Source organism: Bradyrhizobium ganzhouense, from assembly GCF_049949285.1.
Lineage (GTDB): Bacteria > Pseudomonadota > Alphaproteobacteria > Rhizobiales > Xanthobacteraceae > Bradyrhizobium > Bradyrhizobium ganzhouense.
The window spans coordinates 3,172,756-3,190,053 of sequence record NZ_CP181318.1 but is presented as its reverse complement, the minus strand read 5'-3'; the positions used below and the strand labels follow the sequence as shown (position 1 = coordinate 3,190,053).

Sequence of the window (17,298 nt, the reverse complement as noted above, 5' to 3'; positions counted from 1 at the left end):
CCTAACTCTCGCGGACACCTCCCGCGTCCGCCGAAGGACGCGTCATGGACATCAATCGCCGTCATCTCATTGGAGCTTCGACCGCCGGCATCGCCGGTGCGCTCGCCATGCCTGTTGATGCCGCGCGCGCCGCGCCGCTGACGTCACTGCTTGGCCGCGATGCGACCCAATATGGCGTGCGGCCCAGCGCGACCGAGGATCAGACGCGCGCGCTCCAGCGCGCGATCGACGAAGCCTCGCGCGCACAGATGCCGCTTGCGCTTCCGCCCGGACTCTACCGAACAGGACTGCTGCGGCTGCCAAATGGCGCGCAACTGATCGGCGTGCGCGGCGCGACCAAGCTTATCTTCACCGGCGGGGCGTCGGCGATCCAGAGCGACGGATCGGACTCGATTGGGCTGACCGGCCTGACCTTCGACGGCGGCGGCATTCCGCTGCCGACGCGGCGCGGGCTGATCCATATCCTCGGCGGCCGCGACGTCCGCATCACCGATTGCGAGATCACCGGCTCCGGCGGCAGCGGCATCTGGCTGGAGCAGGTGTCCGGCGACATCTCCGGCAACATCTTCACCAACATCGCCGTGACGGCAGTGGTCTCGTTCGACGCCAAGGGGCTCAGCGTATCCCGCAACACCATTGTCGGCACCAATGACAACGGCATCGAGATCCTGCGCACCGCGATCGGCGATGACGGCACGCTGGTCGCGGACAACCGCATCGAGGACATCAAGGCCGGCCCCGGCGGCTCCGGCCAGTACGGCAACGCCATCAACGCCTTCCGCGCCGGCAACGTAATCGTGCGCGGCAATCGCATCAAGAACTGCGACTACTCCGCGGTGCGCGGCAACTCGGCCTCGAATATCCACATATCAGGCAACAGCGTCAGCGACGTGCGCGAGGTCGCGCTCTATTCCGAATTCGCGTTCGAGGCCGCGGTGATCGCCAACAACACCGTGGATGGCGCCGCTATCGGCGTCTCTGTCTGCAATTTCAACGAAGGCGGCCGCATCGCGGTGGTTCAGGGCAATATCATCCGCAACCTGATCCCGAAGCGGCCGATCGGCACCGCGCCCGATGACGATGCCGGCGTCGGCATCTACATCGAGGCCGACACCTCGGTGACCGGCAATGTGATCGAGAACGCGCCGTCCTACGGCATCGTCGCTGGCTGGGGCAAATATCTGCGCGACGTCGTGATCTCGGGCAACGTGATCCGCAAGGCGCTGGCCGGAGTCGGCGTCTCCGTGGCGCCGGGCGCGGGCACCGCGCTCGTCAACAACAATATTCTCTCGGAAACCCCGCGCGGCGCCGTGGTGGGCCTCGATCACGCGCGGGCCGTGACGGCAGACCTCTCAGCGGACGGCGCGCAACGCTTTGCGCAGGTGGTGGTCGGCGGCAATGCGGTGCGGCAGTAGGCGGGAAGCCCGCCCTGGCGTTAGAATGTATTCCGCAGCAGAGGGTACTTCGCCTCGATGCCGTCGAGGCTGAAGGTGAATTCGACCACGCGCTCGGGGGCCGCGACGATTTCGGCGGCGGGCGGCGAGAAGGTCTGCAGGAACGAAGCGATCGACGCCACTGGCGCGGTCGGAGCGGCCGGCGCCCTGCGAGCGACCGGCGCAGGCGGAGCCGCCGGCGCCGTCCGAACGACCGGTGCTGGCGGAGCGACCGGCGCAATTGGGGCGACCGGCGCAATCGGTGCCTCGAGGATTTCGGCGAGCACGTCCAGCGTAGGCTCGAGCGCAACCGGAACGGCGGTCTCGGGCGCGATATGCACGGCCTTCGGCTGCATGGTCTGGGGCTGCGTGATCTGGGCCTGCTCGCGCGGAAACACGCGCGGCATGGTCGCGGGCGACCAGCCGAATGCGGAAGTCACGCTCGCGGCAGCCGCGGCGACGTCCCCGCCGTTCGCAAGAGCGCGCCAGGTCTGGACCGCGCGCTTGGCTTCCTGGATGTTTTCGAGGAATGCGAGTTCGGAGTGATAGCGGCGCCAGCGTCCGGTCTCGAACATTTCGGAGAGATGTTCCAGCCGCTGTTCGGCAAGCGCACACCAGCGTGCCGCAAGCTCGCGGCTTCCAGCCGCGCATTGGCGATGAGTCATAAATCAGCCCGTTAGGAGAAAATACGGACGCGACGCAACGCACGCGAATCAATTTAGGAGTGACATGAATATTTTGTGGAAAAGTTTTGACTTGTCCAGCAACGACACGGCCGTCGCCACGAAAAACCGTAGTCGTGCGGAGTTTTCAGGGCTTTTCGAGTCAAGCTTCGCGCAAGCATAGCGGACTTGCCGCGCGCCGGCGCCGAGCCATCACGACGATCGCGCCGGCGGGCTCAACCGCAAGCTGATCTCGCTTCACGCTTCAAGAAATTGGCCCCCAAAAAGAAAAGACCCGTCCGGGGGGACAACCGGACGGGTCGAGCCATATGGGCGCTTGGGGTGGATGGGCGCTCGCGCCTGATATGACTGATGGGGAGGGATGACCGCTCCCACATCAATTGGTCGTGGCAGCAGGCTGAACGTTCAAAGCGGCGTTCGATTTTTTAACCTTTGGCCGACGCGCAATGTTGTCGCAGGCGCTATCGCGCCGGCGGCCTATCCGCCTGAGAAACCGTGGATTTATCGTCCGCGCTCGACAGCGATGGCTGCTCGATCGCGCGGATGGCAGGGTCGTCGCGGCGCTTCTCGACATCTTCACGTTTAGTTGTACCGGACGCAGCCGCGACCGGCGTCGCGCTGTCGACCGGAACGGCCATGACCGCGGCAAACGCATCGGGCTCGCCGTCGCCGAAGAGATCATCACGCCCGGGTGAACCGAGATCACGCGCGGTCTTCGCCAGCGTCGTGCGCAGCGCTTCCGGCTTCAGCGAATAGTTGCGCTCGAGCAGCAATGCCGCGACGCCGGAGACATAGGCCGCTGAGAACGACGTGCCCGACGTCATCTGGTATTTGCCATCCGGGGCCGGCAGGAAGATGTCGACGCCGGGTGCGGCCAGCGCAATGTAATTGCCGCGGTTGGACGCGGTGAACAGTCTGTCCTGCTGGTCGGTCGCACTGACCGCGATCACGTTGGGATTTGCGGCGGGATAAAGCGGCGGCGATTTGGCGCCGGCATTGCCGGCGGCCGCGATCAGCACCAGGCCGCGCGCCGCGGTCGCCGCGATCGCCCGCTCGATCACCGCGTCCTTCGGACCGGCAAAGCTCATATTGACGATCTGGGCGCCGTGCTCGGCTGCGTAATTGAGCGAGCGCAGGATGATGTAGGACGAGCTCTCGGCGCTGCTGGTGCTGCCGCCGAAGGCTCTGATAGCGATGATGCGCGCTTCCGGCGCGCTGCCCATCAGCTTCGCATGGGCCACGATAACCCCCGCAATGCCGGTGCCGTGGATATGGGGGCCCTCGCCGCTGCCGAGCGCGTCGAAATTGTCGGCGATGGAGTTGGCGAGCTCGGGGTGCCTGGCGTCGATGCCGGAATCGATCACGGCGACCGTGACATTGGCGCCGTGCGCCAGCGTGTGCGCCTGCGGCAGGCGCAGCTTCGACAGCGCATATTGGGCAGGATCACCCTCGGTCGGCACCGCCGGCTTCTGGTCCTGGAGCACGTAGCGGAAGTTCGGCTGGAGCGAGCGCACGCTGCCGTCGGCGGCAAATTCGCGCCGCACCGTCTCATACGGCCGGCCGTCGGCGATGCGGAACAGGCCGATCGTGGCCCCGATCAGCGGAAAGTTTTCCGAAGAGACGCGCGTCAAACCGTGGCGCCGCGCGAGCTCATCGGCCTCGGTCAGCGACAATGCGCTGTCGATCTCGGCCACGAATTCGTTGGCGAAGCTGCGCAGATTGACGGCGACCGGCGTATTACTGCCCCGCCCCTTAGCCGCGCTCTTCCTGGCCGATTTGCCGGAGCCGTCGCCGCTTCCGTTGGCTTGTGCCAGGCACTCGCCGTCGGCGTCGCGATTAGCAGCTGTGCAGGCCGGATAGAGGTTCGGCGAGTAGCGCGCATAGGGCAGCACCGGCGTCGAACCGATCCGTGCCGTCGAGATATGCGGGATGGCGGGAGTGACCCGAGGACCATGATCGACGCTCACCGCCCTGGCGGCAATGCTGGGACTGATGGTCGGCGTCCGCGACGGAACGCTGATGGTCGGTGTGCGCATGATCGCCTGGGCGTGCGCCACCTCAATCCCGAGGCAGGCGGCGAGCAGAAGTGCCGCTCCGACCGACGAAGCATGGGCCCCGGCTCGCAACTGACTCTCAGACTTGCGCGTCATTGGTGCAGCGACGCGTCTAAGGCGCCGCCACGGCGAGGTTGACGAACTTCTCGCGCTGCATCCTGCCGAGCAGCGCAGTAAGCTCGTCCTGGCTCATCGCCTTGTCGAACTGCAGGCGGAACATGCCGCCCCTGGCATCGCCGATGATCGAGGCCTGATAGCTGTCGAGTAGCGCGGTGATGTCGGCGACGCGCGCCTCGGGCGTGAAGCGCACCAGCGCCCGCGAAGGTGCTGCCGCCCCGAGCTCGCGCGTGATCGGCGCGCCGGTCGAGAGCGACGCGGTCTGGAAGGTCGAGGTCTGGGTCTTCATCAGCACGGCGCCGATGATGCCGGCCTGGAGCAGCAGTGCGATGGCGCCCAGGCTCGCCGACCAGGCGAGCGTGCGCGGCGACAGGCTGGCAAAGAAGGTGGCAACGCGCGCCGACAGCGGCCGCGAACCGGGCGCCCCCGCCGGCTCGGCGTCGATCGCGGCAAACAGCTTCTGCATCGCGTGCGCCGACGGAGCGCCCAGGCTTTCGTTCAAATGAATGGTTTCTTCGTACTCGCCGCGGATCGCCGCATATTGCTTGGCGAGCGCCGGATCGCTGGCGAGCGCTTCCTCGACGCGGCGGGCATCGCGCGCGTTCAGCGTGCCGGCGGCATGCCACGGCAGCAGCATCTCGATCTCACCGGGCTCTTGCTCCAGCATCTTCTTGCTCAACGCCATCATGGCCAGCCTCGCTCAATGCCGGCTGCCTTGAGCAGTTCGGCCAATTTCTTGCGCGCATAGAACAAGCGCGTCTTCACAGTGTTCTCCGGGATCCCGACGATCTCAGCCACCTCTTCCACGGACTTCTCGTGGTAGTAGACGAGATCGACGATTTCCCGATGGTCCGGCGAGAGGCCCGTCAGACACTCCCGCAACGCGTCACTGGTATTCTTCTTCTGAACCGCCGTTTCTGGATTGTCGGACGAATCCTCGATCGCATTGGCGGCCTCGTCGTCCAGTTCAAAATCCTTTCGGCGCCGAAGCGCAGACAGGGCCTTGAATCGGGTGATTGCCAGCAGCCAGGTGGAAACGGCGGATCGGCCCTCGAACTTGCCGGCTTGACGCCAGACGTCGAGAAATACCTCGCTGATGAGGTCTTCCGCCGTCTGCTCGTCCCGCACGAGCCTCAGCCCGAACCTGTAGACCCTGACATGGTGCCGCCCGTACAGCACCTGCATGGCGAGCCGGTCGCCTTGGGCGATCCTGGCGATAAGGACCTCGTCCGTAGCCGCCTGTGTCACGCTCAAAGGCCGTCTCGCAAAGTTGGTCGGGGCGATGCGGGGGACGGTTCGACGGGAGGGGTGAAATTCTTCAACCTACCGCAGTCATACGGGGATCTGTGTGATCTACCCCACATACACGCAATTTCCTTATCCCACCCGTGGCGATCGGCCGCGTCTTTCCAAAACGGTAACATAGTACGGAAGCACTCTCTTGCGGACTTGCCGTGAGCCGACCCGTACGGCCCGGTCCATAACACGGCCCTGTGCACCTTATGTCGCACGGGGCCGGCTTTGGTCCGTGATATCGCCCGCGATGCCCAACCGGCTGCAAAATTCCGCGCTGCACGAACCCCTCACCCGTGCCACGTCCCCCGGATTCGATGCGAAAGGATACCAAACCTAAAGGCTTGCCACGTAGATTTTTTCGGCTGACATCCACCATTGGCGGGACCATGAGCACGGCCGCGACGTCCTTTCCGGAGAGGAATGCCGCAGGGGTCGCGGATCTCGTCCTCGCATCCGAGGCGGCCGCACCGGAGGTGCTGGCGCGGCGGACGCGGCAGCGTCGACAGATGTATATCGGCCAGGTCGCGAGCTATTCGCTCGGTGGCTTCGTGCTGCTGCTCTACGCCTACGACGGCGCCGTTCACATGAACGTTCCGTCGCTGTTCTGGGTCGGCGGCCTCTCGATCATCGGCATCTTCGTCGTGATGTCCGAGGCCGGCGTCGGCGACCAGCACACCGACCATTATCTCACGGTGTTCCAGATCTCGGCGCATATGGCGCTGCAATTCATATTCCTGGTGTCGGTACCGACGATCGGCATCGCCTTCATCAGCGTGTTGTTCCTGATCTTCGCGTTCGGCACGTTGCGCATGACCTCGGCCCAGGCGATGCTGACCTGGGCGTTCGCGACCTGCGCACTCGCGGCCGTGTTCCTCGGCTCGGACCTGCCGATCGGCATGCCGGTTGCGACGCGGCTGCAGCGAACCGCCTCGATGCTGTGCTTCGTGCTGGTGATCGGCCAATGCGCCTTCCTCGGCCTGTTCGGCGCCACCCTGCGCAAAATCCTGTACCGGCGGAGCATCGAGCTGAAAGACGCCTATCAGCGCATCGAGGAGCTCGCCGAGCTCGACGAGCTGACCGGCTCCTACAATCGCCGCTGCATCATGCGGCTTCTCGACGCAGAGATGGAAGAGTCGCGGCAGGCGGCCGCACCTTGCGCCATCGCGCTGATCGACCTCGACTGGTTCAAGCGCATCAACGACGCTCATGGCCATCCCGTCGGCGACGAGGTGTTGCGGACCTTCGCCATCACCATCTTCGCCAACATCCGGCCCGACGATCGTTTCGGCCGCTATGGCGGCGAGGAATTTCTGCTGCTGCTGCCCGGCACCGCAATCGAGGCCGCTTCACGCATGCTCGATCGACTGCGCAGCATCGTCGCCGAGCTCGACTGGAGCGCATTCTCGCCCGGTATGCGGGTTACGATTTCCGCCGGCGTCGTGACGCAGCGCGACAATGATACTGCCGACACGCTTCTCGCACGCGCCGACAGCGCGCTCTATTCCGCCAAGGCGCAAGGGCGCAACCGTATTGCAACCAGTTGACCAATCCATTTGCTGCCGGCGCGTGAGAAGACGCCGCCGGATCGAACGCTCCAGGACAGGGCCATGAGAACCAAATCCGTCAAGCCATCCGAGAATTTGCTCGAGGAATTGCAGTCGGCGCTCGCGCACGGCACCGTCGCGCAACGGGTCGAGACGCTGCGCCGCGTCACCGACCTCTTCGTCAACAACGCAGTGGATTATTCCGACGACCATGTCCGCGTGTTCGACGACGTGTTCCAGTGCCTGATCGAGCAGATCGAGACCTCGGCGAAGGCGCTGCTCGCCGAGCGCCTCGCACCGATCGCCGCCGCGCCGCCCAAAATCATCCGTACGCTCGCACTCGATGAGGTCATCGAGGTCGCCGGTCCCGTACTGACGAAGTCGGAGCGGCTGGACGAAACGACCCTGATCGAGATCGCGCGCAGCAAGGGCCAGGCCCATCTCAAGGCGATCTCGCTGCGGCGGGTGCTGTCGGAGGCGCTGACCGACGTGCTGGTGAGCCGCGGCAACGAAGACGTGGTGCAGTCGACCGTCAGCAATCCGGGCGCACAGCTCTCCGAAGGCAGCCTCACCGATCTCGTCACCCGCGCCGAACGCGACGACGATCTTGCCGCCTGCATCGGCCTGCGGCCCGACCTGCCGCGCCATCATTATCTGAAGCTGGTTGCCAAGGCCTCACTGAGCGTGCGCAGGAAGCTGGAGGCCGCACATCCGGAACTCGCGGACGAAGTGTCGAGCGTGGTCCAGGAAGCGGCGCAGCGGGTCCGCGCCGCCGCCATGACCCGGCAAACCGAAATGGCGCGCGCACTGGTGAAATCACTCCACGACGACGGTCGTCTCAACGAATTCCAGGTCACGACCTTCGCCGAACAGGGCAAGTTCGACGAGACCAATGCAGGGCTCGCGGCGCTCGCCGGCGTCGCGGTCGAGACCGCCGAGAACATGATGATCGAGAGCCGGACCGAGGGCGTGATGATCCTCGCCAAGGCCGCCGGCATGCAATGGTCGAGCGTGCGCGCCATCATCGCCATGCGCGAAAAGCTTTCGGGTGGCTCGAAGACCGACATGCTGACGCTGCGCGATACCTACGAGACCCTGCGCAGCTCGACGGCGCAGCAGGTGCTGCGCTTCCACCGCATGCAAAGCACGACGTCCGCGGCTTAGTACCTCAAAACCCTCGACCCGACCGCCGCGCCGATCGCGGTCACGACCGCGGTCGCGATCGTGTACCAGGTCGCGACGAACAGCGGCGAGTCGTCGGTGCAGTGCGAGGCGTAGAGCGTGGCGGCGAGCCCGGCCGACAGCAGGCCGGCGAGCGCACCCGCAAGCGCCGGCCGTGACGGCGCGCCGTGGCGCAGGCCGAACAATGCACCCGCGAGCAGCGGCAGCGACATCGCGGGGATCGCCAACATGCACCACCGCGAGTTCTTGCCGACGAGCCGCATCGTCATCGGCATAGCCGGCGCCATCATCGCTTCGCTGCCGATCGCGACCGCCAGCAATCCGACGGGGAGCAGCAGGAGCCAGCCCCAGCCGCGCATCAGGGCCTCGGGCCGCGACAGGTGAAGGCTGATGATGATCGCAGGAATCGCCAGCGACAGCGTGACCGCGAACTTCATGTCGAAGAACGGATTGTGCATCGCCGTCATCACGTCCGGCCGCACGCCCAGGAACGTCGCGAAAATCAGGATGGACAACGGCGCTGCAACGAGGAGACCCATCGTCAACAAGGCACCGACGCGCGGGCCGCGGTGGGCATTGTCGGCCGTGAGCGTGCGAATGAGTTGATCGGTGTCCATGACTAGTGGTCCCGTAGTTTGGCAGTCAGGGCCGCAAGACCCCGATGCAGTGCGACCCGCACGGCACCCTCGCTCATCGAGAACTTTGTCGCCGTATCCTTGATCGAGGCGCTGTCGACTGCGATCGACTGCAACACGTCGCGCTGGCGCTGCGGCAGGGTGTTGAGCTGCGCGGTGACCTCGCCTGCCGAGGCCGTTTCCTGCGGTGTCTCGCCGGGCAGCGTTTCGACAAAATCGTCGATGTTGACGAAGACACGCCGGCCGCGACGCCGGAGCGCATCGATCAGCTTGTTGCGCGCGATCGCGAACAGCCATGGGGCGAAGGGCGCTTCGCTGTCCCAGGTGTGCCGCTTCAGATGCACCGCCAACAAAATCTCCTGCACGATATCCTCGGCCTGATCGGGAGGCTGCCCGGCCCTCGCCAGGCCGCGCCTCGCAGCAGCGCGCAGCACCGGCGTGACCGCCTTCAACAGGCGATGATACGCCGCATCATCGCCTGCCATGGCCGACCGCATCAGGCCGGTCCATTCGTCCTCACGTCCGCGCACGCGCGCCCCTCACCATTGCAATTCGGCCGCTCTTTCAATTTGTTACGTCGGGACCCGCGCAATCACGAAATCGTGATCAGCGGGCCCTGCCCCCGAAGCAGCCGCAGAAATCCCCGTCAGGGCTCATAACACCGATCGGTCCCTGCCGCACCCGGCCCGCCGCTGCACCCGACGGGTTTGCCCCGGTTTTGCCCGGTGTGGCCCGAAGATTCCCATTTTTTGCCGCGCTGTGGTCATGGGCCGGGGTCTCTGTTCGCTCCCGGGACGGGCCAATTGGGGAGATCGTCAACATGATGAAAGCCAGCGTGCGCGCGGCATTGATTGCTGTGGCCGGACTTTCGCTGCTGCTTAGTGCCGCGGCGCAGGCAGCGCCGAGCTCTGCAGCAAGCTCCAAGCCGGACGGCGCGAGCAACCAGGCCGACACGGTCAAGCCGAGCAAGCAGCGGCGCCACGTGTCTCACAGCCGCACCGGCGACAAGACGGCGCAGAAATCCGACGACAAGGCCGACAAGGCGGATGCGACGCCGCAGGCCGACGTGGCCAAGACTGGTAACAAGACTGGCAAAGAGGCCAGCACCGACGTCCCGGCCTCGAACCAGATGCCGCCGGAAGTCGCCAATGCCAACGCGCAGCTCGCCGCCAGCGACACCACGCCGCCTTCGGCCGCAGCCTCGGCGATGACCGGCCGCGCCAACGACAATGTGCAGGCTGCGGCTGACGGTCCCGCCGCGCCCGGCGCCGAGAACCAGGTCGTCCCACCCGACCAGCTGAACGACCTCGATCGCGCCCTGCAACAGGACAATCCGGCCGTGCAGAAAGCGGTGGTCGCCGCAACCGACGCACAGCCGCGTCCGGCGCCGGTGATGGCAAGCAGCCAGCCGGGCTCGGCCTGGGACCAGAGCTCCCTGATCGGCAAGATCTTCATTGGCGTCGGCACGCTGCTGACGCTGGCCTCCGCCGCACGCATGTTCATGGCCTAGATCTTTGGCCTATTGGCTCATTCCGGGGCGCGCTGCGTGCGCGTCCTGGCGGCTTTTGGCCCCTTGAAGGCACCCGCGCCAGCAGGCACATTGCCCGCCTAATCAAACGCGTGGGTGGAGCATGAGCACGTTCGAACACATTATCGTCGAAAGCAAAGGCGCGGTCGGCATCATCAAGCTGAACCGGCCGAAAATGCTCAACGCACTCTCCTTCGGCGTCTTTCGCGAGATTGCCGCCGCCGTCGACGATCTCGAAGCCGATGACGCCATCGGGTGCATCGTCGTGACCGGCAGCGAGAAGGCCTTTGCCGCCGGCGCCGACATCAAGGAGATGCAGCCGAAAGGCTTCATCGACATGTTCTCCGAGGATTTTGCTGCGATCGGCGGCGACCGTGTTGCGCGCTGCCGCAAGCCGACCATTGCCGCAGTCGCCGGCTACGCGCTCGGTGGCGGCTGCGAACTCGCCATGATGTGCGACTTCATCATCGCCGCCGACACCGCCAAATTCGGCCAGCCCGAGATCACGCTCGGCACCATCCCCGGCATCGGCGGCACCCAGCGCCTGACCCGCGCCATCGGCAAGTCCAAGGCGATGGATCTCTGCCTCACCGGCCGCATGATGGATGCAGCTGAGGCCGAGCGCAGCGGCCTCGTCAGCCGCATCGTGCCTGCCGACAAGCTGATGGACGAGACCATGGCGGCTGCCGAGAAGATCGCTTCGATGTCGCGGCCTGCGGTGGCGATGGCCAAGGAAGCGGTCAATCGCGCCTTCGAGACCACGCTGGCCGAAGGCATGAGTGTCGAGCGCAATTTGTTCCACTCGACCTTCGCGCTCGAAGACCGCTCCGAGGGCATGGCGGCGTTCATCGAGAAGCGCAAGCCGGTGAACAAGAACCGCTAACATTCTCTCCGGTCGTCCCGGCCTTCGCCGGGACGACAGTGGAGCTAGGCGTCTCTGCTGCGCTCCAAAGCCGCATTCACGAGCGCGCGATAGAAGCGCTCCGGCCAGGTCTTTGGGCGATCGAGGCCGAGGCGTGCGAGGCACGCCTCGTCGTCCGTATCAGGCTTTCGCATCAATCCCTGCCACAGCAGGCCCGCCAGCGCGCGCGACGAATGTTGCGCGCCTTGCAGGATCTCCAGCGCCGGAATGAGCCGCTGCTCCACCTCGGTGAAATCAGAGCCGAACGGGAACGACGGCAATAGCCCGGCGTCGCGTGCGGGCTTGAGCGCTGCCGCGATCCGCTCGGGATGGTTCTCGCGGTGGGCAGCAGGGATTTCATAGCCACGCGGCAATTTGCCGGCGTCCTTCGCAACACGCGCCAATTCGTCCTGGAAGCGGGAATCAGCGATCCCGAGCATTCCCGCAATCACGTCGGCATCCGACTTTCCCCTGAGATCGGCGACGCCGTATTCGGTGATGAAGACATCGCGCAGATGGCGCGGGATGGTCTCGTGTCCGTAGCGCCAGAGAATGTTGGATTTCAGTGCACCACCGGCCGGGCGCGTGGCCTCGAGCGTCAAGACAGATCGCGCGTCGTGAAGCGCGAAGGCCTGTGCCACGAAATTGTATTGCCCGCCGACGCCGCTCACGACCTGGCCGTCGTCGAGGCCGTCGGAGACCGCCGCGCCCAGCAGCGTCGCCATCATCGTGTTGTTGATGAAGCGTGCATCGACGCGGTCGCGACGCTTCCGATCCTCTTCGCCGTAGAGCTCGTTGGTGAACGACACCGGCATCATCCGGATACGCGCGATCTGGTCCGGCGGCATCTCGCGCAGCGCGCGATAGAACGACTTTGGACCAAGAAAGAACGCGCCGTGCAGCACCACGCCGTCGACGGCGCGCATAAGGATGCCGGCATCGATCAGGCCGATGAACGCCTCGGTCACCATCTCGCTGACGCCATAGAGGCCGACCTCGAAGGCGCCGGCTTCCTGCGCAACGGTCGGTCGCGCCGGAGACAGCCGCGTGACGAGATCGTGAAACGCTGCGCTGTCGCGATGGCGCAGAATCAGCCCCTGCGCGAGCGCATCGCCGATCTGCCCGATGCCGATCTGAAGCGTGCCGCCGTCGGCTACGGTCGACGCCGCGTTCAGGCCAATGGCGTATTTGGTATCGGAGATCGGCTCCGACGGCGGCGCAAACAGGGGAAAATCGGTCGCCGTGCTGTCCAGCACTGCGCTGAATTCCTCGGCCGCAAGATCGCCCAAGCCCGGCATAAATGGGAGCTCGGAATTGACCTGCGCGACCAGCTTGAACGAGGCCCGTCCGGCGCGACGCTCGCGCAGCACATCCAGTGTCGTATCGGTGTTGCAGGACAGGCTGTAGCGCGGCACGCCGTCGACGACGCGCTTGGCGACCAGCTGTGTCACCACGTTCATCCCGCGGGCCAGCAGATAGCTCGCCGCATGGGTGTAGTTGGCCGAGATGTAATTCTGCTGCGCGGCCGGCACGTGCAACCAGCGTCCCGCAAGAAAGAAGAATTCGACCACGTTGACGTTGGGCGGCAGCCGAGTTTCGCGCAGCGCATCGGCGTAGGCCAGATCGGGATACAATCCGAACAGGCGGTCGATCACGGGCGTGATGAACCGGCGTTCGATCAGGGCCTTCGGCCTCGGCTTTTCCAGTGTCAGCGCCGACAGCAATGTCAGCTTGATATGAGGATCGGCGCAGGCCCGCGCGTAGAGGGCGTTGACGACGTGATTGGCCTTGCCGAGGCCGAGCGGCAGACCGACCACCAGATCGCTTCCAACGTCACGGATGATCTCCTCCGCGAGCGCATCGGGATCGGAGAAGAATTTCGGCATCATCCGTGGGTCCGGACCTCATTGCAAAGGCGCCCGACGGAATTGGAAGGCGCCACCGGTCCCCTATAACGCATTTAGCGCATTCGAGGCGGAATCACTGTGTGACGCACCTGCAACAAGCACGGATTTCGTGGGGGTTTCCTCCGCGGCAGTTTGCCTGCGGGACCGGCGGTGGGTAAACAGTTAAGAAAGCCGCCGTCGGCGGGGGCGGTCAGCCGGGGTTTTTCGGAATTACATGATTGGGCGTGGCGCCAGAGCTGGCCGCGTGAAGACGCGGCGTCGATCGGGCGCGGGTCCTGTCCTGGCGACATGGACCACCGTGGTGCTCTGTTGCGCCCTGCCCACTGCGGCCTACGCGGAGGCCCTGCCGGAGGCGCTGGTCAAGGCCTACCAGACCAACCCTCAACTCAACGCCGAGCGCGCAAGGCAGCGCGCCACCGACGAGAACGTGCCGCAGGCGCTGGCCGGCTACCGGCCGCAGATCGTGGCGAGCCTCAGCGCCGGCCTGCAGGCCGTGCGCAACCTGCTTCCGGACAACACCATCCAGACCGCGACGCTAAAACCCTGGACCATCGGGGTCACGGTGTCGCAGACCCTGTTCAACGGCTTCCGCACCGCCAACAGCGTGCGGGTCGCGGAACTCCAGGTGCAGTCCGGCCGCGAGGCGCTGCGCAATGTCGGCCAGGGCGTGCTGCTCGACGCCGTCACCGCCTACACCAACGTGCTGGCAAACCAGTCGCTGGTCGAGGCGCAACGCTCCAACGTCGCCTTCCTGCGCGAGACGCTCTCCATCACCCAACGCCGCCTCAATGCCGGCGACGTCACCCCGACCGACAGCGCCCAGGCCGAGGCGCGTCTCAGCCGCGGCCTTGCCGATCTCAATGCCGCCGAGGTCGCGCTTGCGGTGAGCCAGGCGACCTATTCCCAGGTGATCGGCAATGCGCCTTCGGCGCTTCGCCCCGCCGAAGTGGTCGATCGCTATCTGCCGAAGAGCCGCGAGGATTCGATCGCGATGTCGATCCGCGAGCACCCGGCGGTGATGGCCGCTGGCTTCGATGTCGACGTCGCCTCGACCAATATCCGCGTCGCCGAAGGCGCGCTGCTGCCGAGCGCGAGCCTCCAGGGCAGCGTCAGCCGCAGCCGCGACAGCGACCCGTCGCTAAGCACCTTCGCCACCGACCAGGCCTCGATCGTCGCCAACGTCACCGCGCCGATCTATGACGGCGGTCAGGCCGCCTCGCAGACCCGGCAGGCCAAGGAAGTCACGGCGCAGAGCCGGCTGGTGCTCGATCAAGTGCGCAACCAGGCGCGCACCGCAGCTGTCAGCGCCTGGGTCGCCAATGAGGGCGCCAAGATCGCAGTCTCCGCCTCGGAGTCCGAGGTGAAGGCCGCGACCGTCGCGCTCCAGGGCGTGCAGCGCGAAGCCGCCGGCGGACAGCGCACCACTGTCGATGTGCTGAACTCGCAAGCCGATCTGATCCAGGCCAGGGCTCGCCTGATCAGCGCGCTGCGCGACCGCGTCATCGCCTCCTACACCCTGCTCAGCGCCGTCGGCCATCTCGACGTCAAGACGCTGAGCCTGAATACGCCCGACTATCTACCCGAGGTGCACTACCACCAGGTCCGCGACGCCTGGCACGGCCTGCGCACGCCGTCGGGGCAGTAACTTCGAAGCTTCCGGCCGACACCTATGCAGAGCCGCCGTATCCATCTGATGGGAGCTTCGGGCTCCGGCGTGACGACGCTCGGCCGCGCGCTTGCGGGCCGGCTGGCGCTGCCGCATCACGACAGCGACGATTATTTCTGGCTGCCGACTGTTCCCCCCTACCAGACGACACGCCCTGCCGCAGATCGCCTGCGCCTGATGCGCGAGCTATTTCTGCCGCGTCTCGATTGGGTGCTGAGCGGAACCGTCACCGGCTGGGGAGACGAGCTCGTCCCGCTATTCGATCTCGTTGTCTTCGTGACCACGCCGCGCGAGCTTCGCTTGCAGCGGCTGCGTGCCCGCGAAGCCGCGCATTTCGGTGCCGATGCTGTCGTGCCCGGCGGCTGGCGTCATGAGGAGACCGAAGCCTTCGTCGAATGGGCGTCGCATTACGAGGCCGGCGACCGCGAAGGCCGCAGTCTCGCAAAGCATGAAGCCTGGGTTGCCGGCCTGCCCTGCCCCATCGTCCGAGTCGACGGCGCGCGGCCGGTTGCGGAGCTGGTCGAGCAGCTATGCACCGACGTGGCGGGACTGCCTGGCTGATGTGATATCGTGCGCGCGTCTTCCCCGCCGCCGGAGCAGCCATGACCGACAAGATCTACGCGCGCGCAGCGCAACCCGCGACGCCGATCAATTTCGACGTATCGGCCCATGCGTGCGACTGTCACACGCATATTCATGGCGATATCGGGACATTTCCGTTCTTTGCGGGGCGCGTCTATACACCGGGACCTGCAAGCCCGGAGGAAATGGCGGCGCTGCACAAGGCGCTGCATATCGAGCGTGTGGTGATCGTCACGCCGAGCGTCTACGGGACCGACAATTCCTCCAGCCTGTTCGGGATGAAGGCGCGCGGCGCGACCGCGCGCGGGGTCGCCGTGATCGACGACAAGACCACGGAAGCTCAGCTCGACACGATGCACGCGGACGGCTTTCGCGGCATCCGCATCAATCTTGCAACCGACGGCGTCAACAATCCCGATGTCGGCCGCGCCCGCTTCACCGCCGCCATCGCGCGCATGAAGGCGCGCGGCTGGCATGTGCAGCTCTACACCACGCTGGCGATGATCTCGGCCATCAAGAATCTCGTGCTGGCCTCACCGGTGCCCGCGGTGTTCGACCATTTCGGCGGCCTCGAGGCCTCGCTCGGACTGGAGCAGCCGGGATTTGCGGACCTCGTCGCGCTGGTCAAATCCGGCAAAGCCTATGTGAAGATCTCGGGCGCCTATCGCTCGTCGCACCTCGCGCCCGATTTTCAGGACATGGCGCCCTATGCGCACGCACTGATCGCCGCGAACCCGGACCGCATCGTCTGGGGCACCGACTGGCCGCACCCGGATTCGGCGCGAGTCGAGGGCCGCAAGACTACTGACCTTGCACCATTCCACCAGATCGACGATGGCCGCCTGCTCGACCAGCTTCCGGTGTGGGCGCCGGATGCGGATGTACGCAAGAAGATCCTGGTCGACAATCCTGAGCGACTCTACGGCTTCTGAGTCGCGGCAAATCCGATTAGGTTCAAACAAAATGCGAAATGGTTCCACGTTGAGTCACGAAACTGTTGTCGCGAGAGCACAACGACACTGACTCACACGATCGTGTTTGCGCTCGCATCTGTTTTTCAGCCTTCCGGTTGAGGCGACGATTCAATTTCGCAGGTACGCACACGCACAGATTTCATTTGTTCGTGCGGATGCATGCCTTTCTCACACTATGTTGCCGCGCTTTTCTCCGGCGTTGGAATTGGTTTCACCGTCGCTGCTCCAATTGGGCCAATGGGCATGTTGTGCATTCAGCGCACATTGGCGTCGGGCATGGCCACGGGCCTCGCGACCGGCTTCGGCGCGGCGACCGTGCATCTCACCTACAGCGCCTTCGCAATCCTGGGATTGGGCGCGCTTGCGCAGCCCTGGGTCGAGGCGAATGCCGTTGTCTTCGGCATCGTCTCGGCGCTCACGCTGCTCTGGTTCGCGCTTCGCGCGCACCGGTGCTCCATCGTGCTCCAGGACGCCGGTGAGATCGACCGAGTGCATCTCGCGCGCGCCTATCTCAGCGCCATCGCACTCGGGCTGACCAATCCTTTGACAGTCATCCTGTTTCTCGCAGCGCTGCACGCGTTCTCGACGCAGGCCGCAGCCGCACCGTTGATCGCGGGCGTCTTCGTCGGCTCTGCGGTCTGGTGGATGATCCTCAGCACGATCGTCGCCACCGCGCGGTCACGGCTGACGCCGCGGATGCTGTCACTAAGCAGCAGGTTCGCGAGCCTGATTCTGCTCGGGCTCGGCACAGCGATGCTGCTGCGGATCGCGCAGCGCGCGTTGGGCTAGCTCGCGC

16 protein-coding genes are annotated in these 17,298 nt (G+C 65.5%); 9 read left to right on the top strand and 7 right to left on the bottom strand.

Annotated features, from left to right (window positions below):
* The first annotated feature begins 44 nt into the window (after positions 1–44).
* A complete protein-coding gene (locus ACLFLU_RS14550; RefSeq protein WP_426412860.1) occupies positions 45–1,415 on the top strand; it encodes a TIGR03808 family TAT-translocated repetitive protein in 1,371 nt (456 codons plus the stop codon).
* A 20-nt stretch (positions 1,416–1,435) separates the two neighbouring features.
* Here the strand turns inward: ACLFLU_RS14550 and ACLFLU_RS14545 are convergent, their stop codons facing one another.
* The 4 genes from ACLFLU_RS14545 to ACLFLU_RS14530 all read right to left on the bottom strand — a co-directional run bounded on the left by ACLFLU_RS14545 (position 1,436) and on the right by ACLFLU_RS14530 (position 5,541).
* Positions 1,436–2,098 carry a TIGR03809 family protein gene (locus ACLFLU_RS14545; RefSeq protein WP_426412859.1) on the bottom strand — a complete coding sequence of 221 codons (663 nt, stop codon included), beginning with the start codon at positions 2,096–2,098 and terminating at the stop codon, positions 1,436–1,438.
* Positions 2,099–2,577: 479 nt separating this feature from the next.
* Complete coding sequence (locus ACLFLU_RS14540; protein ID WP_426412858.1) at positions 2,578–4,266, bottom strand: S8 family serine peptidase; 1,689 nt, start codon at positions 4,264–4,266, stop codon at positions 2,578–2,580.
* A gap of 16 nt (positions 4,267–4,282) precedes the next feature.
* Positions 4,283–4,975, bottom strand: a complete 693-nt coding sequence (locus ACLFLU_RS14535) for a hypothetical protein (protein ID WP_426412857.1) — start codon at positions 4,973–4,975, stop codon at positions 4,283–4,285.
* A complete protein-coding gene (locus ACLFLU_RS14530) occupies positions 4,972–5,541 on the bottom strand; it encodes a sigma-70 family RNA polymerase sigma factor (protein ID WP_426412856.1) in 570 nt (189 codons plus the stop codon). The genes ACLFLU_RS14535 and ACLFLU_RS14530 overlap by 4 nt, the downstream gene beginning before the upstream one ends.
* A gap of 428 nt (positions 5,542–5,969) precedes the next feature.
* Here ACLFLU_RS14530 and ACLFLU_RS14525 point away from each other — a divergent pair, with 428 nt between their 5' ends.
* Both ACLFLU_RS14525 and ACLFLU_RS14520 read left to right on the top strand, forming a co-directional pair.
* On the top strand, positions 5,970–7,127 hold the full coding sequence (locus ACLFLU_RS14525; protein WP_426412855.1) for a GGDEF domain-containing protein: 1,158 nt from the start codon (positions 5,970–5,972) through the stop codon (positions 7,125–7,127).
* 63 nt (positions 7,128–7,190) lie between these two features.
* Complete coding sequence (locus ACLFLU_RS14520; RefSeq protein ID WP_426412854.1) at positions 7,191–8,291, top strand: DUF2336 domain-containing protein; 1,101 nt, start codon at positions 7,191–7,193, stop codon at positions 8,289–8,291.
* On the opposite strand, the gene ACLFLU_RS14515 is transcribed toward ACLFLU_RS14520, so the two are convergent.
* Positions 8,288–8,926, bottom strand: a complete 639-nt coding sequence (locus tag ACLFLU_RS14515) for an NrsF family protein (protein WP_426412853.1) — start codon at positions 8,924–8,926, stop codon at positions 8,288–8,290. The genes ACLFLU_RS14520 and ACLFLU_RS14515 overlap by 4 nt on opposite strands.
* A 2-nt stretch (positions 8,927–8,928) precedes the next feature.
* Positions 8,929–9,474: a sigma-70 family RNA polymerase sigma factor gene (locus ACLFLU_RS14510; protein ID WP_426412852.1), complete on the bottom strand. Its 546-nt coding sequence runs from the start codon at positions 9,472–9,474 to the stop codon at positions 8,929–8,931.
* 290 nt (positions 9,475–9,764) lie between these two features.
* Here ACLFLU_RS14510 and ACLFLU_RS14505 point away from each other — a divergent pair, with 290 nt between their 5' ends.
* Both ACLFLU_RS14505 and ACLFLU_RS14500 read left to right on the top strand, forming a co-directional pair.
* Positions 9,765–10,454, top strand: a complete 690-nt coding sequence (locus ACLFLU_RS14505; protein WP_426412851.1) for a hypothetical protein — start codon at positions 9,765–9,767, stop codon at positions 10,452–10,454.
* A 121-nt stretch (positions 10,455–10,575) separates the two neighbouring features.
* Entirely contained in the window at positions 10,576–11,355 is a 780-nt protein-coding gene (locus ACLFLU_RS14500; RefSeq protein WP_234681289.1) for an enoyl-CoA hydratase, read from the top strand.
* 44 nt (positions 11,356–11,399) lie between these two features.
* On the opposite strand, the gene ACLFLU_RS14495 is transcribed toward ACLFLU_RS14500, so the two are convergent.
* Positions 11,400–13,259, bottom strand: coding sequence for an acetyl-CoA hydrolase/transferase C-terminal domain-containing protein (locus ACLFLU_RS14495; RefSeq protein WP_426413992.1), 1,860 nt, complete (start codon positions 13,257–13,259; stop codon positions 11,400–11,402).
* A gap of 235 nt (positions 13,260–13,494) precedes the next feature.
* On the opposite strand from ACLFLU_RS14495, the gene ACLFLU_RS14490 reads away from it, so the two are divergent.
* The 4 genes from ACLFLU_RS14490 (at position 13,495) to ACLFLU_RS14475 (ending at position 17,291) form a co-directional block, all read left to right on the top strand.
* Entirely contained in the window at positions 13,495–14,925 is a 1,431-nt protein-coding gene (locus tag ACLFLU_RS14490; RefSeq protein WP_426412850.1) for a TolC family outer membrane protein, read from the top strand.
* A gap of 24 nt (positions 14,926–14,949) precedes the next feature.
* A complete protein-coding gene (locus tag ACLFLU_RS14485; RefSeq protein WP_426412849.1) occupies positions 14,950–15,507 on the top strand; it encodes a hypothetical protein in 558 nt (185 codons plus the stop codon).
* A 41-nt stretch (positions 15,508–15,548) separates the two neighbouring features.
* Positions 15,549–16,460 carry an amidohydrolase family protein gene (locus ACLFLU_RS14480; RefSeq protein ID WP_426412848.1) on the top strand — a complete coding sequence of 304 codons (912 nt, stop codon included), beginning with the start codon at positions 15,549–15,551 and terminating at the stop codon, positions 16,458–16,460.
* 201 nt (positions 16,461–16,661) lie between these two features.
* On the top strand, positions 16,662–17,291 hold the full coding sequence (locus ACLFLU_RS14475; RefSeq protein WP_426412847.1) for a LysE family translocator: 630 nt from the start codon (positions 16,662–16,664) through the stop codon (positions 17,289–17,291).
* Positions 17,292–17,298 lie beyond the last annotated feature (7 nt).

What these genes read in the sequence shown, in the direction of transcription:
- ACLFLU_RS14550 (WP_426412860.1), top strand. Translation starts at nt 45, where the DNA reads ATGGACATCAATCGCCGTCATCTCATTGGAGCTTCGACCGCCGGCATC.
- ACLFLU_RS14545 (WP_426412859.1), bottom strand. Translation starts at nt 2,098, where the DNA reads ATGACTCATCGCCAATGCGCGGCTGGAAGCCGCGAGCTTGCGGCACGC.
- ACLFLU_RS14540 (WP_426412858.1), bottom strand. Translation starts at nt 4,266, where the DNA reads ATGACGCGCAAGTCTGAGAGTCAGTTGCGAGCCGGGGCCCATGCTTCG.
- ACLFLU_RS14535 (WP_426412857.1), bottom strand. Translation starts at nt 4,975, where the DNA reads ATGATGGCGTTGAGCAAGAAGATGCTGGAGCAAGAGCCCGGTGAGATC.
- ACLFLU_RS14525 (WP_426412855.1), top strand. Translation starts at nt 5,970, where the DNA reads ATGAGCACGGCCGCGACGTCCTTTCCGGAGAGGAATGCCGCAGGGGTC.
- ACLFLU_RS14520 (WP_426412854.1), top strand. Translation starts at nt 7,191, where the DNA reads ATGAGAACCAAATCCGTCAAGCCATCCGAGAATTTGCTCGAGGAATTG.
- ACLFLU_RS14515 (WP_426412853.1), bottom strand. Translation starts at nt 8,926, where the DNA reads ATGGACACCGATCAACTCATTCGCACGCTCACGGCCGACAATGCCCAC.
- ACLFLU_RS14505 (WP_426412851.1), top strand. Translation starts at nt 9,765, where the DNA reads ATGATGAAAGCCAGCGTGCGCGCGGCATTGATTGCTGTGGCCGGACTT.
- ACLFLU_RS14500 (WP_234681289.1), top strand. Translation starts at nt 10,576, where the DNA reads ATGAGCACGTTCGAACACATTATCGTCGAAAGCAAAGGCGCGGTCGGC.
- ACLFLU_RS14495 (WP_426413992.1), bottom strand. Translation starts at nt 13,259, where the DNA reads ATGCCGAAATTCTTCTCCGATCCCGATGCGCTCGCGGAGGAGATCATC.
- ACLFLU_RS14490 (WP_426412850.1), top strand. Translation starts at nt 13,495, where the DNA reads ATGATTGGGCGTGGCGCCAGAGCTGGCCGCGTGAAGACGCGGCGTCGA.
- ACLFLU_RS14485 (WP_426412849.1), top strand. Translation starts at nt 14,950, where the DNA reads ATGCAGAGCCGCCGTATCCATCTGATGGGAGCTTCGGGCTCCGGCGTG.
- ACLFLU_RS14480 (WP_426412848.1), top strand. Translation starts at nt 15,549, where the DNA reads ATGACCGACAAGATCTACGCGCGCGCAGCGCAACCCGCGACGCCGATC.
- ACLFLU_RS14475 (WP_426412847.1), top strand. Translation starts at nt 16,662, where the DNA reads ATGCCTTTCTCACACTATGTTGCCGCGCTTTTCTCCGGCGTTGGAATT.